Origin of the sequence: Serratia sp. PAMC26656 (assembly GCF_016469055.2) — a bacterium.
In the GTDB taxonomy this organism is placed as follows: Bacteria; Pseudomonadota; Gammaproteobacteria; order Enterobacterales; family Enterobacteriaceae; genus Serratia; species Serratia plymuthica.
This window is the reverse complement of record NZ_CP150486.1, coordinates 3,119,793-3,133,981: the sequence shown is the minus strand read 5'-3', so window position 1 is coordinate 3,133,981 and position 14,189 is coordinate 3,119,793. Positions and strand designations below refer to the sequence as shown.

Genomic DNA, 14,189 nt, shown 5'->3' with positions numbered 1-14,189 from the left:
GATAATGAGCAATGATTTCAGGAGTAATACCTTGGATAAGGTCTGGTTAAAACGTTACCCGGCAGATGTTCCGGCAGAGATCGACGCCGATCGTTATTCATCTTTGGTCGAAATGTTTGAAAATGCGGTTCAGCGCTATGCCGATCAACCCGCTTTCATCAATATGGGCGAGGTGATGACCTTCCGTAAACTGGAGGAACGCAGCCGGGCCTTCGCCGCTTACCTGCAAAATGAGTTGGGCTTGCAGAAGGGGGATCGCGTTGCCCTGATGATGCCAAATCTGTTGCAGTATCCGATCGCGCTGTTCGGCATTTTGCGCGCCGGCATGGTGGTGGTAAACGTTAACCCCCTGTATACGCCGCGCGAGCTGGAACACCAACTGAATGACAGCGGCGCCAGCGCTATCGTGATCGTCTCCAACTTTGCCCATACGCTGGAAAAAGTGGTATTCAATACCCAGGTAAAACATGTGATTCTGACGCGCATGGGCGACCAGCTCTCCACCGCCAAAGGCACGTTGGTCAACTTTGTAGTGAAGTACATTAAGCGACTGGTGCCGAAATACCACCTGCCGGCCGCGATTTCTTTCCGTAGCGCTTTGCAACGCGGGCGCCGCCTGCAGTACGTCAAACCCGATATCATCAATTCCGATCTGGCTTTCCTGCAATATACCGGCGGTACCACCGGTGTGGCGAAAGGCGCAATGCTGACGCACCGCAACATGCAGGCCAATTTGGCGCAGTGCAATGCCGCCTACGGGCCGCTGTTCCGCGATGGCCAGGAATTGATAGTCACTGCATTGCCGCTCTACCATATATTTGCGCTGACGGTGAATTGCCTGCTGTTTCTCGAGTTGGGTGGCCGCAATTTACTGATCACCAACCCGCGCGATATTCCGGGGATGGTGAAAGAGTTGGCCAAATACCCCTTCACTGCCATCAGCGGCGTCAATACGCTGTTTAATGCACTGCTCAATAATGAAGATTTCCACAAGCTGGATTTTTCGACTTTGCGTTTCTCGGTCGGGGGCGGGATGTCGGTGCAGAAGGCGGTGGCGGACAAGTGGGAGAAGGTCACAGGCAGGCATTTGCTTGAGGGTTATGGCCTGACAGAATGTGCGCCGCTGGTTACCTGTAACCCGCACGATCTGACGCACTACAGCGGCAGCATCGGTCTGCCCGTTTCGTCCACCGATATTCGGTTGGTGGACGATGATGGCCATGATGTGCCGGTGGGTGAGCCGGGCGAACTGTGGGTCAAAGGGCCGCAAGTTATGTTAGGCTACTGGCAGCGGCCGGACGCCACTGATGAAGTGTTAAAAGAGGGCTGGCTCGCAACCGGCGATATCGTTACAGTTGACGAGTCGGGCTTTGTACGCGTGGTCGATCGCAAGAAAGACATGATTCTGGTTTCCGGTTTTAACGTTTACCCGAATGAGATCGAAGACGTGGTCAGCCAGCATCCGAAGGTGCTGGAGTCTGCTGCGATTGGTGTGCCGAATGACGTGTCCGGTGAAACGGTCAAGATTTGCGTGGTAAAGAAAGACGCCTCTCTGACCAAAGAAGAGCTGTTGACCCATTGCCGTCGGTACCTGACCGGGTATAAAGTGCCTAAAATTGTTGAGTTCCGCGACGAGTTGCCGAAATCTAACGTCGGTAAAATTTTGCGGCGAGAACTGCGTGATGAACAGAAAAAAACGCGGGCGGCCGATGCCGCCTAGGTTATCATCCACGCCTTACAGATCAACGACGCCGGTGAATGCCGGCGTTGTTGTGTTTGAATCATGAAAGCGACCAAGAGAATGACGTTTTGAACTATCAGTTGATCACTACCGATGCCGGATTGCAGCAGGTCTGCGAGCAGGCAAGAAACCATGCCCAGATTGCGTTGGACACCGAATTTGTCAGAACGCGCACCTACTATCCGCAGTTAGGCCTGATTCAGTTATACGACGGTGAACAACTCTCCCTGATCGATCCCTTGCCGATCAAGCAATGGCAGCCGTTTATCGATCTGCTGAGCGATACCCAGATTGTGAAATTCCTGCACGCCGGCAGTGAAGACCTTGAGGTGTTCCTGAATGCGTTCAAAACGCTGCCGACCCCGATGGTCGACACCCAGATACTGGCAGCCTTTACTGGGCGACCGCTGTCTTGTGGTTTTGCGACCTTGGTGAAGGAGTATATGCAGGTAGATCTGGATAAAAGTGAATCCCGCACAGATTGGCTGGCGCGTCCGCTGACGGAAAAACAGTGCGTATACGCCGCAGCCGACGTGTTCTACCTGCTGCCGATGGCCAAACAGCTAGTGCAGGAAACCGAAGACGCCGGTTGGACTGCCGCCGCCGCCAATGAGTGCCTGCTGCTCTGTCAGCGCCGCAGCGAGTCGCTGGCGCCGGAATTGGCCTACCGTGAAATCACCAACGCCTGGCAGCTGCGCCCGCGCCAACTGGGTTGTTTGCAGAAACTGGCGGAATGGCGACTGCGTCAGGCGCGTGAGCGTGATTTGGCGGTGAACTTTGTGGTACGCGAGGAAAACCTGTGCCAGGTAGCGCGCTATATGCCAACTTCGCTGGGAGAATTGGATTCGCTCGGCCTGAGCGGCCCGGAAATTCGTTATCACGGTAAGACGTTGCTGGCGTTGGTGGCCGAGGCCAGCGAGCTGGATGAAGCTGCACTGCCCGAGCCGTTGTCCAACCTGATCGACCAGCCGGGTTATAAGAAAGTGTTCAAGGATATCAAAGCGGCGATCGTTATTGTCAGTGAACAAAGCGGGTTAAGCAGTGAATTGCTGGCATCGCGTCGGCAGATTAACCAACTGCTGAATTGGCATTGGAAATTGAAAAGCGGTGACAGCCTGCCGGAATTAGTCAGCGGTTGGCGCGGTGACTTATTAGCGACGCCACTTCAGGACATTCTGAAAAATTATTAATCGATGGGTAGAAAAGTCGAGGGCAGGGTAAGGAAACACTGCTCTGATTATTTATTAGGAATAGTCGAAGAAAATACTTTTATCGCTATCATTTACTTTAAACAACTGCGGCGCAAGATTAATTGAGATTAATCTCAAAGGGAGATAACGGTTAATGGATGGTTTTTATCCCAATAACTGGATGTGCATACAGTTACCCCCTGTAAAAAATATACAGGGGGTAATTAATGCGTCGCAATCATTTAGCTGCTTCTTCCGATTCCGGTAATGTCACGTTGAGTTCAAGTACCGAAATATCATCCCCTTTCTGCTCAAACTGCACGTGCAGCATTTCAGGGTCGATTTGAATGTATTTGCAAATTACCGCCAGAATATCGCGTTTTAAATCAGGCAGATAGTGGGGCTCGCTGTCCCCACGACGACGCTCTGCGACGATAATTTGCAGCCGTTCCTTGGCTATATTGGCTGTCGGTTTTTTGCGGGACAGAAAGAAGTCTAGTAATGCCATGGTTTATCCCCCAAAAAGGCGTTTCAGGAAGCCCTTCTTCTCTTCTTCAATGAAGCGGAAGGGGCGTTCTTCTCCTAACAAGCGGCTAACGGTATCGTCATAGGCCTTACCGGCATCAGACTCGATATCAAGAATAACAGGCTCGCCCTGGTTAGACGCGCGCAGCACGGACTGGTCTTCAGGGATAACGCCGACCAATGGAATGCGCAGAATTTCTAGCACGTCTTCCATGCTCAACATATCGCCACGGCTGACGCGGCCCGGGTTGTAACGGGTGAGCAGCAGGTGTTCCTTAATAGGTGCTTCGCCTTTCTCGGCGCGACGGGATTTGGAAGACAGGATGCCCAGAATACGGTCAGAGTCACGCACCGAGGAGACTTCCGGGTTAGTGGTGATCACGGCTTCATCGGCGAAGTACAACGCCATCAACGCACCTGTTTCGATGCCGGCAGGTGAGTCACAGACCACGAAATCAAAATTCATCTCGCCCAGATCGTTGAGGATTTTCTCGACGCCTTCGCGGGTCAGTGCGTCTTTGTCGCGGGTTTGCGACGCCGGCAGGATATAAAGGTTATCAGTGCGTTTGTCTTTGATTAACGCCTGATTCAGCGTGGCGTCACCCTGAATCACGTTGACGAAATCGTACACCACCCGGCGTTCGCAGCCCATGATCAGGTCAAGGTTCCGTAGACCGATATCGAAATCGATCACGACGGTTTTCTTACCTTTTTGGGCTAAGCCGGTAGCGATGGCCGCGCTTGAAGTGGTCTTGCCAACGCCCCCTTTACCCGATGTAACAACAATAATGCGTGCCATGAAATGGATTCCTTGTCAAAAGGGCTTAATTTAAAGGTTGTATGGTTAAAGCGTTATCCAACAGGCTGAGTCGTGCTGCCTGCCCGAGAAAATCGGACGGGATTTGGTCGCTCAACCAGTACTGCCCTGCGATAGAGACTAGCTCAGCACCCAGGTGCGTGCAAAAAATCTGGCACTGCGTATCTCCTGAGGCACCGGCCAGCGCACGACCGCGCATCATGCCGTAAATGTGAATATTGCCATCGGCAATTAATTCGGCCCCGGCACTGACGCTGCTGGTCACGATCAGATCGCAGTTGCGGGCATAAATTTGTTGGCCGGAACGGACCGGGGCACTGATGATGCGCGTTTTGGCAGGGGCGTTGAGATCCACCACCGGGGCAGGCGCAGGGGCCGGTTCCGGGGCGGCCATCTTCTGGCCTTTGCCTTCGTTCAGTAACGGCAGCCCGGCACGGGTTATAGCACGTTTCTGACGCTCATCTCTGCAACCGCTGATGCCAACAACACGCAGACCCGCAGCCGTGACAGCCTGTTGAAGTTCTTTCCAGTTTGCATCGCCGTTCAGCGTTGCAACGTTGATAACAACAGGGGCGTTTTTCAAAAAAGCGGGCGCTTGCTCCACTTTTTCCAGTAACGCCTGACGAATTACCTCGGGTTCCGAATTATGCAAATGAACAACCGATAGGGTAAAACTGCTGCCTTTTAGCTCAATTGGCGATTGTGACATCTATCCTGACTCAGTCTCAGCAACTTTAAATCCCCGGAATACCAATCGGGGTGCGATATTCCGAAGTACTATAAGCATGTTATAGTCAGAGTTATATCCAGGCAAGACGCTGCCCCAATTAAATAGAGTTAAAAAAATGCTTTGTGTGATCTATAGAAGCCCAAAACGGGATCAAACTTATCTTTATGTCGAAAAAAAAGACGATTTCTCCCGAGTGCCGGAAGATCTGATGAAAAGTTTCGGCACGCCGCAATTGGCGATGGTGATTTCCCTCGAAGGACGGGAAAAGTTAGCCTCGGCGGATATTGAGAAAGTGAAGGAAGCCTTGAAAGAGGAAGGGTTTTATCTGCAATTCCCGCCGCCAGTGGAAAATTTATTAAACCAGCATTTGTCAGAGGACAAAAAATAATCACTGCCGGCGCGCAGGGGCCTGGCTGAATCAGTACCCGAAAACGACTAAGGAACAGTGTGATGAAATTGTCGGCGATAACGGTGGCGTTAACTCTGTTGATGCTGGGATGTGGTGTCTGTCAGCAGACAACGGCGCAGGCCGCTGCTCTGGAAGAGGCCGCTTCGTCGGGTGCGCCTGCGCCGACAACGACCGCTACTGCGGGCACACTGGCTGAAACTGGTCGCGATCCGGCGCAATTCCCGGCTTATGTAGAGCAACTGAAGCGCCAGGCGTTGGCGCAAGGGATTAGTCAGGCAACCATCGATAATGCCTTCGTCAACGCGCATTTTGTTGACCGTGTAATCAAGGCCGATCGTAATCAGCCGGAAAAGAAAATCACGCTGGATGATTACCTTAAACGCGTACTGCCACCCGCCAAAATCGAGCAGGGCCGAACTTTGTCCCGGCAATATTGGCCGCAACTGACCCGCGTCACCGCTCGTTATGGCGTTCCTGGGCGTTATATCGTGGCGTTGTGGGGAATGGAAAGCGCCTTTGGCAAGATTCAGGGGCGTGAAGATGTTATTTCGGCGCTTGCCACGCTGGCGTTTGAAGGCCGGCGCGAAGCCTTCTTCACACAACAGTTGATGGCGGCGCTGCGGATCGTGGAGCAGAGCCATGTCAGCAGTGCCCAGCTAAAAGGTTCCTGGGCTGGCGCGATGGGCCAATGCCAGTTCATGCCGACCTCGTTCCTGAGCTATGCGGCGGACGGCGACGGTGATGGCCGCATCGATATCTGGAACAACCCTGACGACGTGTTTGCTTCTACCGCCAACTATTTGGCGAGTGAGGGTTGGCAGCGCGGCATTGGTTGGGGCAGGGAAGTGACGCTGCCGGCCGGTTTCGGCGCCGATAGCCTGGGGTTGAAAGATCGTCAGGCTCGCAGCGTAAACGAATGGCAAAAACGCGGTGTGCGGCGGCCTGACGGTTCAGCGCTTCCGCACTCAACCCTGCGCAGTTGGGTTATCACACCAGATGACATGCAGGGCCGCGCGTTTCTGGTTTATGATAATTTTCGGACCATCATGCATTGGAATCGCTCTTACTATTTTGCGATAGCTGTGGGTATGATGGCTGACGGTATCGGGCAATAAATTAGCGCTACGGTACCCCACCAGAGCGTGGAATAACGGGCTTAGGATGCTAAGCCCCTACATGATTGTAGGGAGAGGCGGTATGTATCAACATAGAGACTGGCAGGGTTCACTACTTGATTTCCCGGTTAATAAGGTGGTCTGCGTCGGCAGTAACTACGCCGATCATATTAAGGAAATGGGCAGTGCGGCCTCGGCAGAGCCGGTAGTGTTTATCAAGCCTGAAACAGCGCTGTGCGACATTCGCCAGCCGGTGGCGATCCCCAAAGAGTTCGGGTCGGTACACCATGAGGTGGAGCTGGCCGTGCTTATCGGTACGCCGTTAAAGCAAGCGAATGAAGATCGCGTAGCGCGTGCTATCGCCGGTTATGGTGTGGCGCTCGATCTGACGCTGCGCGAATTGCAGGCGGGTTTCAAGAAGGCCGGGCAGCCCTGGGAGAAAGCCAAGGGTTTTGACGGTTCATGCCCGATCTCCGGTTTTATTCCGGTGGCGGAGTTTGGCGATCCGCAAAATGCCGAGCTGTCGCTGACGGTGAATGACCAACTGCGTCAGCAGGGTAACACTCGCGATATGATTACGCCGATTTTGCCGCTGATCAGCTATATGAGCCGTTTCTTCACGCTGCGCGCGGGCGACATCATTCTTACCGGCACGCCGCAGGGTGTAGGTCCGATGAGCTCTGGCGATATGTTGAAGATTACCCTTAACGGTAAATCACTGAGCACCCGCGTGATTTAAAACCGCCGGCGACACAACATTAAAAAAGGCCCGAAAGGGCCTTTTGTCTGCCTGTTTCCGCTCTGGCACCGGATTATTTACGGCCCAACAAGAAACCGAAAACGATACCTACGGCTGCGGCGATAGCTACGCCGGCAAGCGGGTTGGACTCAACCTGGGTCCGCACCGTGTCAGCCGCGTCGCGAGCCGCATAGCTGGCTTGAGAGGCATACTTGCGGGCCGCACCTTTAACCTGATGCTCCGGCGAATCTGTTGCCTCACCGAAGGCTTCCTGAACAGCGCCAGCAGCTTCATTGACCTTGTCTTCTGCTTTTCCAAACATGTTTAGCTCCTTATCTCTGTTCTAAAGGCGAACATTAAACATAGCAGCATTATTCCGTTCCAGGCGGCATAACGTGCTTAATGAGATGAATCCGAACATTGTCGCAGGGAAGGCCGATGGCGTCAGACGGGATGCACCAAAAGGTGTTGGACCTGTAATTTGTACGTATAATTGAGGACAGTGGGTGTGATTTTATTCGCCGGATAAAACCGGTAACACCATGATATTCTTGTTGCTCAATGGCGGACGTTATTGTTTTAAATAGCGTTTTTTTTAAGCGGCATTGTGGTTATCATTATGATTATATTGTATTTTTGGCCTTTCCAATTGGCTCTGATATCTATATAGTGCACCCTCAAAACCTGTACGCAGGTTATCTATTCATTTACCTATACCGGACGCGAACATGTCACAAATCCCTTTTTGGCAACAAAAAACGCTGGCGGAAATGTCAGAACAAGAGTGGGAATCGCTGTGCGACGGTTGTGGGCAGTGCTGTCTGAATAAGCTGATCGACGAAGATACCGACGAGATTTATTTCACCAACGTAGCCTGCAACCAGTTGAATATTAAATCGTGTCAGTGTCGCAACTATGAACGCCGCTTCGAGTTGGAAGAAGACTGCATCAAGCTGACGCGCGACAATCTCACCACGTTTGATTGGCTGCCGCCGACCTGTGCGTATCGCCTGATTGGCGAGGGTAAACCACTGTTTTCATGGCACCCGCTGGTAAGCGGCTCCAAGGCGGCGATGCACGGTGAGCGTATCACGGTACGACACATTGCGGTGCGTGAGAGTGAAGTGGTGGACTGGCAGGACCATATTTTGAACAAGCCGAGCTGGGCAAGATAAGGAAAAAAGCCCCTGCAAAGAGAGAGGGGCAAGACACACAACAACACCAGGGAAATCGGGATACAACTTGCGGTTACTATAAGGATTTTTTGACAGAAGTTCATCAAAATATTGATGCAATAATGCATCACCATGATGAGTTTTTTTGTATGAACTTAATGAGTGTAAAAAATCACCGCTCTTGTTCCTCGATCTTAGGGACGATCGGGTAATACATTACCCCTGCGATTAACGTGTCATGCCGTTCAAACTTAATGTTATGTAAATTACCCGCCAAATCCTGTCTGAGTGCTTCTTTATCGTTGTGATATTAGGTAGTTTGACCGCTCTCCCGCCAAGTTCCGAGAGTACAATAATGAAAATGATACGACTGTTTGCCGTAGCTGGGGCATTGATAGTGCTCGTTTATTACCTTACGCATACTTGACGTCGGATTACCTCTGAAAATCACAAGCAATCCCATGCAAAACGGCGCCCTGAGGCGCCGTTTTCATTATGCCGCAATGCCGCATTTAGCGACCGAACAGGTCACGGCGACGCGGGCGGACAAATTGTGCGATCAACACGACGATGGCGATCAGCAGATAGGCCGCAAAGATACCTACCAGCCACTGAGGCATTTCCAGCGACAGGAACTGCCATTGGCGCACTGAACAGTCGCCGGAAGCGTGAAACACCGCCGGCAGCCATTTATCCAGCGGCAGCCAGGACGGGAAGCTGACGAAGAAATCACAGGTATTGAACGGCGAAGGGTGCAGTTGGATCATGGTGTGCTTCCATGCCAGCTGTAAACCTTCCCAGGCGCTGTAAATCCACAGCAGGATAGCGACATAGCGCAGCGGCGTTTTCGGCGCGATGGCACCGACCAGCGAAGCGCCCAGAATGCCAAACAGCGCGCAGCGTTCATAGATGCACATCACACAGGGTTGCAGCAGCATTACGTGCTGAAAGTAGAGCGCGACTAATTCCAGCGCCAGCGCAGTCAGGGCCATTAGCAGCCAAGCACCGCGCCCCTGCGAGCAACGGTTAAAGAATTGCAACATATATTTATTCTTCCATGCAGTAAGCAATTGAACCGGCAGTGTAAACCAATTCAACCCCGCTGCCAGCCACCTGGGCCGTATTCAGCACAAAAATAGTCGCCGACAGCAGAGTGGGTTAGCACCGTTAATGTGCAGCGGTTTCGAGTGAAGGCAACGTCAGCCAGTGCCACTGGGTTAGCAAGTCGGTCATCGGCGCCAGAGTAAACTGTACGCATAGCAACCCAACCAAGGTTAATACCACAGTATAGGGTAAAGCCATCCACACCATTCGTCCATAGGACAAACGCACCAGCGGCGCCAGTGCAGACGTCAGCAGGAACAAGAATGCCGCCTGACCATTCGGCGTGGCGACCGAGGGCAGGTTGGTTCCTGTATTAATGGCGACCGCCAACATTTCGAATTGCTTCAGGGACATTGCTCCGCTGTTGAATGCGGCGCGCGCCTCATTGATGTAAACCGTGCCGACGAAGACGTTGTCGGAGACTGACGACAGCAGGCCGTTAAACAGATAAAACAGCGCCAACTGCGAAGAGGGTTCCGCTTGCAGGACAAACTGGATGATCGGGCTGAACAGATGTTGCTCGATGATCACCGCGACTACGGTGAAAAATACCGTCAACAGGGCGGTAAAGGGCAGCGCTTCCTGAAAAGCCTTGCCGATAGCGTGCTCGTCGGTTACGCCGCACAGGGAGGTAGCGAGAATAATCACCGACAAACCGATCAGGCCAACTTCCGCCAGGTGAAAGGCCAAGGCGATGACCAGCCAAATGCCGATCAGCGCCTGGACCACCAGCTTGGCCTGTTCCTGCTTGCTGCGTCCTGCGGTGGCCTGACGGTCAAACTCTTTCAGCACCTCGCGCACCCGTTCCGGCAGTTTGGCACCGTAACCGAAAACGCCAAAGCGCTCGAGCAGCATGCAGAGCAGCAGGCCGCAGACCATCACCGGCAAGGTAACCGGAGCCATTCGCAGGAAGAACTCGGCAAACCCCCAGCCGGCGTTTTTAGCGATAATCAGGTTCTGCGGCTCACCCACCATGGTCATTACGCCGCCCAGCGCGGTGCCGACGCCGGCGTGCATCAGCAAGCTGCGCAAGAAGGCGCGGAACTGCTCCAGCGTTTGCTTGTGATCGTCGCACGCCAGTTCACTGTCGTCACCGACGTCGGTATGGCCATCTGACCGGTTAGACGCCACATTGTGGTAGATCGAGTAAAAACCGGTGGCCACGCTGATCACCACAGCGACTACCGTCAACGCATCCAGGAAGGCGGACAGCAGCGCCGCGGCTAGGCAGAACGCCAGCGAAAGCAGTATCTTAGAGTTAATATTGAGCAGCAACTTGGTAAACACGAACAGCAGTAACTGCTTCATAAAGTAGATGCCGGCTACCATAAAGATTAACAGCAGCAGCACGTCCAGATTATGGGCAATTTCTTCGCCCACGCGAGTGGGGCTGGTCATGCCAATCAGTACCGCTTCAATCGCCAGCAGGCCGCCTGGCAACAGTGGATAACACTTCAGCGCCATCGCCAGGGTGAAGATAAACTCTATCACCAACAGCCAACCGGCGATAAAGGGATCGACGAGGAAGAAAACCAGTGGGTTGACCAATAAGAAAACGATGAGGGTCAATTTATACCAGCCAGGTGATTGCCCGAGAAAGTTCTTCACCAGAGCACTGCGTAAGCTTGTTTCCATTTTGCGTGACATGTCCTGAAAATAAGGTGTTGCATATTACCCTAACAATGTCGCAGGGGCGGAGACAATAGGGCCTTGCTTTACGAAGAGAAATTTCTCCGAAGCGGTGTTTTTGCACAATTTTTGCCACTTTATGCACACTTTCGTTTAATGTTTTTCGCTCACGCTATGTCATGCTGGCGCGATCTGGTATGATCAGCCGATTACTATTACTGATTATCGTCGCAACGGAACGTCAAAAACATGGTCATAAAGGCGCAGAGTCCTGCCGGTTTCGCGGAAGAATACATTATCGAGAGTATCTGGAATAATCGCTTCCCCCCTGGCTCTATTTTGCCCGCGGAGCGTGAGCTTTCGGAACTGATTGGCGTCACTCGCACCACGTTACGTGAAGTTTTACAACGCCTGGCCCGTGATGGCTGGCTGACCATTCAGCATGGCAAACCGACCAAAGTAAACAATTTCTGGGAAACATCCGGCCTCAATATTCTTGAGACCCTGGCGCGTCTCGATCATAAAAGCGTCCCGCAATTGATCGACAATTTGTTGTCTGTGCGCACAAATATCGCCTCGATCTTTATTCGCGCCGCAGTGCGTAATCATCCGGAGCAGGCTCAGGAAGTGCTGGCGAAAGCGTCCCAAGTGGAAGATCAGGCGGATGCCTTCAACCTGCTGGATTACGAAATTTTCCGCGGCCTGGCGTTTGCTTCCGGCAACCCGATTTACGGCTTGATCTTCAACGGCCTGAAAGGCTTGTATACCCGCGTTGGCCGTTACTATTTCTCCAACCCGGAATCACGCAAGCTGGCACTGGCCTTCTACAGCAAGCTGTCGACTCTGTGCCATGATAAATCCTACGATCAGGTCATGGATTGCGTGCGGAACTACGGTAAAGACAGCGGTGCAATTTGGCAGAGCATGCAAGGCACCATGCCAAGCGATCTGACCGACGCCCGTCGTTAATTCTTCACGTTTTCTGCATGAAGCAAAAGGGGCGCCACTTTCGAGTGGCGCCCCTTTGTTATTACGGAAACTGAGTCATTAAGCAAACTTACAGTGGCGTCGGACGTGGTGGGCAACGATCCAACAACTCGAGGCTGCCGTCTTCGTTCTGTTGTTCGAGAATAATGTCGAAGCCCCACAGGCGATGCAGATGTTTCATCACCTCGCGACGGCTCTTGTCCAGCGGCGCGCGATCTTGCGGGATGTAGCGCAGCGTCAACGAACGATCACCGCGTAAATCCACATTCCAAATCTGAATGTTAGGTTCATGGTTGCTCAGGTTATATTGCGCAGACAGCTCTTGGCGAATCGCCCGGTAACCGGCTTCATCATGAATAGCCGCAATTTCCAGGTAGTTATTGCGATCGTCATCCAACACGGTGAACAGCCGAAAATCACGCATGATCTTGGGTGACAGAAACTGGCTGATAAAGCTCTCATCCTTGAAGTCGCGCATGGCGAAATGCAAAGTCTCCAGCCAGTCTTTACCGGCGATATCTGGGAACCAGTAACGATCTTCTTCCGTCGGCGATTGGCAAATGCGCTTGATGTCCTGGAACATGGCAAAGCCCAGCGCATAAGGGTTGATGCCGTTGTAGTACGGGCTGTTGTAAGGCGGCTGGTACACCACGTTAGTGTGGCTGTGCAGGAATTCCAGCATGAAACGCTCGGTGACCCGGCCTTCGTCGTACAGGTGATTGAGAATGGTATAGTGCCAGAATGTCGCCCAGCCTTCGTTCATCACCTGGGTCTGTTTCTGCGGATAAAAATACTGGCTCACTTTGCGCACGATGCGCAGAACCTCACGCTGCCAAGGCTCAAGCAGTGGCGCATTTTTTTCCATAAAGTAGAGAATGTTTTCCTGAGGTTCGCTCGGATAGCGGCGGGCCTGTTCAGGCGCCTCTTCGCGTTCGACCCGTGGCAGGGTTTTCCACAGCGTATTTACCTGGCTTTGCAGGTACTCCTCACGGCTTTTCTGTCGCGCTTTTTCTTCTATCAGTGAAATTTTCTGCGGTCGTTTGTAACGGTCCACACCGTAGTTCATCAGCGCATGGCAGGAGTCGAGCAGTTTTTCTACTTCCTCAACGCCGTAACGCTCTTCGCACTGGCTGATGTAATGGCGGGCGAACAGCAGGTAGTCGACGATCGAGCTGGCGTCGGTCCAACTGCGGAACAGGTAATTATTTTTGAAGAAGGAGTTGTGCCCATAGCAGGCATGCGCCATCACCAGGGCCTGCATGGTGATGGTATTTTCTTCCATCAGATAGGCGATGCAGGGATTGGAGTTGATAACGATTTCATAAGCCAGGCCCTGTTGCCCATGCTTATAGCGCTGCTCGGTTTCAATGAATTTTTTACCGAATGACCAATGGGTATAGTTAATCGGCATGCCCACGCTCGAATAGGCGTCCATCATCTGCTCTGAGGTGATAACCTCGATCTGATGCGGGTAGGTGTCGAGCTTGTAATGTTTGGCTACGCGATCGATGTGCTCCAGATACACCTGCAGCAGCTCGAACGTCCAGTCCGGTCCATCGCTTAGACGCTTATCTTCCTTGACCTTATCATGTGTTGAAGTAGTCATCAGCGCACCCTCGTTATTACGGACCTTGCTCGAACGGCAGACCCTGTATCAATCGTAGCTCAAACTGCGCATAGGGAATAATGATATAAAGCGTAAAAATTCAACGATCTGCCCGCAACGCCTCCACAACGGTGAGCCGGGGAGATTTTGCCCTGAGTTTTTTCTGCTATGGCAGACTCGACAATCGGTAAAAGGTTATGGTGATAAAAGGCTGCTTTATTGGTTTTTTATTCTGTTTAAAGGTGTGGGTTTCATTTTTATATTCTGTTAAAGGCTTGTTGCGCATCCTGGTTTTTTTTGATGCTATCAACGCTAGCATTGATAGCATATCGGCGGCTGTTGCCCTCTAAAACTGGCCTTGGACGACATCTTATCGCTATTTATAGGTAGGTATTGCAAAAGGCGCGGCCATGAACGATAAA

General features: G+C 52.4%; 14 protein-coding genes. 7 read left to right on the top strand and 7 right to left on the bottom strand.

Annotation, left to right across the window (positions count from 1 at the left end):
• Positions 1 to 31: 31 nt before the first annotated feature.
• Positions 32 to 1,720 carry a long-chain-fatty-acid--CoA ligase FadD gene (gene fadD, locus JEM67_RS15745; RefSeq protein WP_041416163.1) on the top strand — a complete coding sequence of 563 codons (1,689 nt, stop codon included), beginning with the start codon at positions 32 to 34 and terminating at the stop codon, positions 1,718 to 1,720.
• A gap of 89 nt (positions 1,721 to 1,809) precedes the next feature.
• Positions 1,810 to 2,931 (top strand): ribonuclease D, encoded by a 1,122-nt coding sequence (gene rnd, locus JEM67_RS15740; RefSeq protein ID WP_199636079.1) that lies wholly within the window; start codon positions 1,810 to 1,812, stop codon positions 2,929 to 2,931.
• A 238-nt stretch (positions 2,932 to 3,169) separates the two neighbouring features.
• On the opposite strand, the gene minE is transcribed toward rnd, so the two are convergent.
• The 3 genes from minE to minC are packed head-to-tail and all read right to left on the bottom strand — an operon-like array spanning position 3,170 to position 4,982.
• Positions 3,170 to 3,439: a cell division topological specificity factor MinE gene (minE, locus tag JEM67_RS15735; RefSeq protein ID WP_004945472.1), complete on the bottom strand. Its 270-nt coding sequence runs from the start codon at positions 3,437 to 3,439 to the stop codon at positions 3,170 to 3,172.
• A 3-nt stretch (positions 3,440 to 3,442) separates the two neighbouring features.
• Entirely contained in the window at positions 3,443 to 4,255 is an 813-nt protein-coding gene (gene minD, locus JEM67_RS15730; RefSeq protein WP_013813311.1) for a septum site-determining protein MinD, read from the bottom strand.
• 25 nt (positions 4,256 to 4,280) lie between these two features.
• Entirely contained in the window at positions 4,281 to 4,982 is a 702-nt protein-coding gene (minC, locus tag JEM67_RS15725) for a septum site-determining protein MinC (RefSeq protein WP_013813310.1), read from the bottom strand.
• Positions 4,983 to 5,118: 136 nt separating this feature from the next.
• Between minC and JEM67_RS15720 the strand changes: the two genes are divergently transcribed.
• The 3 genes from JEM67_RS15720 to JEM67_RS15710 all read left to right on the top strand — a co-directional run bounded on the left by JEM67_RS15720 (position 5,119) and on the right by JEM67_RS15710 (position 7,266).
• A complete protein-coding gene (locus JEM67_RS15720; RefSeq protein ID WP_013813309.1) occupies positions 5,119 to 5,391 on the top strand; it encodes a YcgL domain-containing protein in 273 nt (90 codons plus the stop codon).
• Between the two features lie 62 nt (positions 5,392 to 5,453).
• Positions 5,454 to 6,527, top strand: a complete 1,074-nt coding sequence (locus JEM67_RS15715; protein WP_199636106.1) for a lytic murein transglycosylase — start codon at positions 5,454 to 5,456, stop codon at positions 6,525 to 6,527.
• An 82-nt stretch (positions 6,528 to 6,609) separates the two neighbouring features.
• On the top strand, positions 6,610 to 7,266 hold the full coding sequence (locus tag JEM67_RS15710) for a fumarylacetoacetate hydrolase family protein (protein ID WP_004945462.1): 657 nt from the start codon (positions 6,610 to 6,612) through the stop codon (positions 7,264 to 7,266).
• Between the two features lie 73 nt (positions 7,267 to 7,339).
• Here the strand turns inward: JEM67_RS15710 and JEM67_RS15705 are convergent, their stop codons facing one another.
• Positions 7,340 to 7,588, bottom strand: coding sequence for a CsbD family protein (locus tag JEM67_RS15705; protein WP_004945460.1), 249 nt, complete (start codon positions 7,586 to 7,588; stop codon positions 7,340 to 7,342).
• A 406-nt stretch (positions 7,589 to 7,994) separates the two neighbouring features.
• Here JEM67_RS15705 and JEM67_RS15700 point away from each other — a divergent pair, with 406 nt between their 5' ends.
• Complete coding sequence (locus JEM67_RS15700) at positions 7,995 to 8,441, top strand: YcgN family cysteine cluster protein (protein WP_006325851.1); 447 nt, start codon at positions 7,995 to 7,997, stop codon at positions 8,439 to 8,441.
• A gap of 512 nt (positions 8,442 to 8,953) precedes the next feature.
• On the opposite strand, the gene dsbB is transcribed toward JEM67_RS15700, so the two are convergent.
• On the bottom strand, positions 8,954 to 9,484 hold the full coding sequence (gene dsbB, locus JEM67_RS15695; protein WP_004945454.1) for a disulfide bond formation protein DsbB: 531 nt from the start codon (positions 9,482 to 9,484) through the stop codon (positions 8,954 to 8,956).
• Between the two features lie 124 nt (positions 9,485 to 9,608).
• On the bottom strand, positions 9,609 to 11,180 hold the full coding sequence (nhaB, locus tag JEM67_RS15690) for a sodium/proton antiporter NhaB (RefSeq protein WP_199636078.1): 1,572 nt from the start codon (positions 11,178 to 11,180) through the stop codon (positions 9,609 to 9,611).
• Between the two features lie 243 nt (positions 11,181 to 11,423).
• Here nhaB and fadR point away from each other — a divergent pair, with 243 nt between their 5' ends.
• Positions 11,424 to 12,143, top strand: coding sequence for a fatty acid metabolism transcriptional regulator FadR (gene fadR, locus JEM67_RS15685; RefSeq protein WP_013813306.1), 720 nt, complete (start codon positions 11,424 to 11,426; stop codon positions 12,141 to 12,143).
• Positions 12,144 to 12,231: 88 nt separating this feature from the next.
• Here fadR and JEM67_RS15680 read toward each other — a convergent pair whose 3' ends face one another.
• The gene (locus tag JEM67_RS15680) at positions 12,232 to 13,767 is read right to left on the bottom strand and encodes a SpoVR family protein (RefSeq protein ID WP_199636077.1); all 1,536 of its coding nucleotides are present in this window, start codon (positions 13,765 to 13,767) and stop codon (positions 12,232 to 12,234) included.
• Positions 13,768 to 14,189 lie beyond the last annotated feature (422 nt).

Excerpts from the sequence above, each read along its gene's own strand:
- minE (WP_004945472.1), bottom strand. The coding sequence starts at position 3,439 with ATGGCATTACTAGACTTCTTTCTGTCCCGCAAAAAACCGACAGCCAAT.
- minD (WP_013813311.1), bottom strand. The coding sequence starts at position 4,255 with ATGGCACGCATTATTGTTGTTACATCGGGTAAAGGGGGCGTTGGCAAG.
- minC (WP_013813310.1), bottom strand. The coding sequence starts at position 4,982 with ATGTCACAATCGCCAATTGAGCTAAAAGGCAGCAGTTTTACCCTATCG.
- JEM67_RS15720 (WP_013813309.1), top strand. The coding sequence starts at position 5,119 with ATGCTTTGTGTGATCTATAGAAGCCCAAAACGGGATCAAACTTATCTT.
- JEM67_RS15715 (WP_199636106.1), top strand. The coding sequence starts at position 5,454 with ATGAAATTGTCGGCGATAACGGTGGCGTTAACTCTGTTGATGCTGGGA.
- JEM67_RS15710 (WP_004945462.1), top strand. The coding sequence starts at position 6,610 with ATGTATCAACATAGAGACTGGCAGGGTTCACTACTTGATTTCCCGGTT.
- JEM67_RS15705 (WP_004945460.1), bottom strand. The coding sequence starts at position 7,588 with ATGTTTGGAAAAGCAGAAGACAAGGTCAATGAAGCTGCTGGCGCTGTT.
- JEM67_RS15700 (WP_006325851.1), top strand. The coding sequence starts at position 7,995 with ATGTCACAAATCCCTTTTTGGCAACAAAAAACGCTGGCGGAAATGTCA.
- dsbB (WP_004945454.1), bottom strand. The coding sequence starts at position 9,484 with ATGTTGCAATTCTTTAACCGTTGCTCGCAGGGGCGCGGTGCTTGGCTG.
- nhaB (WP_199636078.1), bottom strand. The coding sequence starts at position 11,180 with ATGGAAACAAGCTTACGCAGTGCTCTGGTGAAGAACTTTCTCGGGCAA.
- fadR (WP_013813306.1), top strand. The coding sequence starts at position 11,424 with ATGGTCATAAAGGCGCAGAGTCCTGCCGGTTTCGCGGAAGAATACATT.
- JEM67_RS15680 (WP_199636077.1), bottom strand. The coding sequence starts at position 13,767 with ATGACTACTTCAACACATGATAAGGTCAAGGAAGATAAGCGTCTAAGC.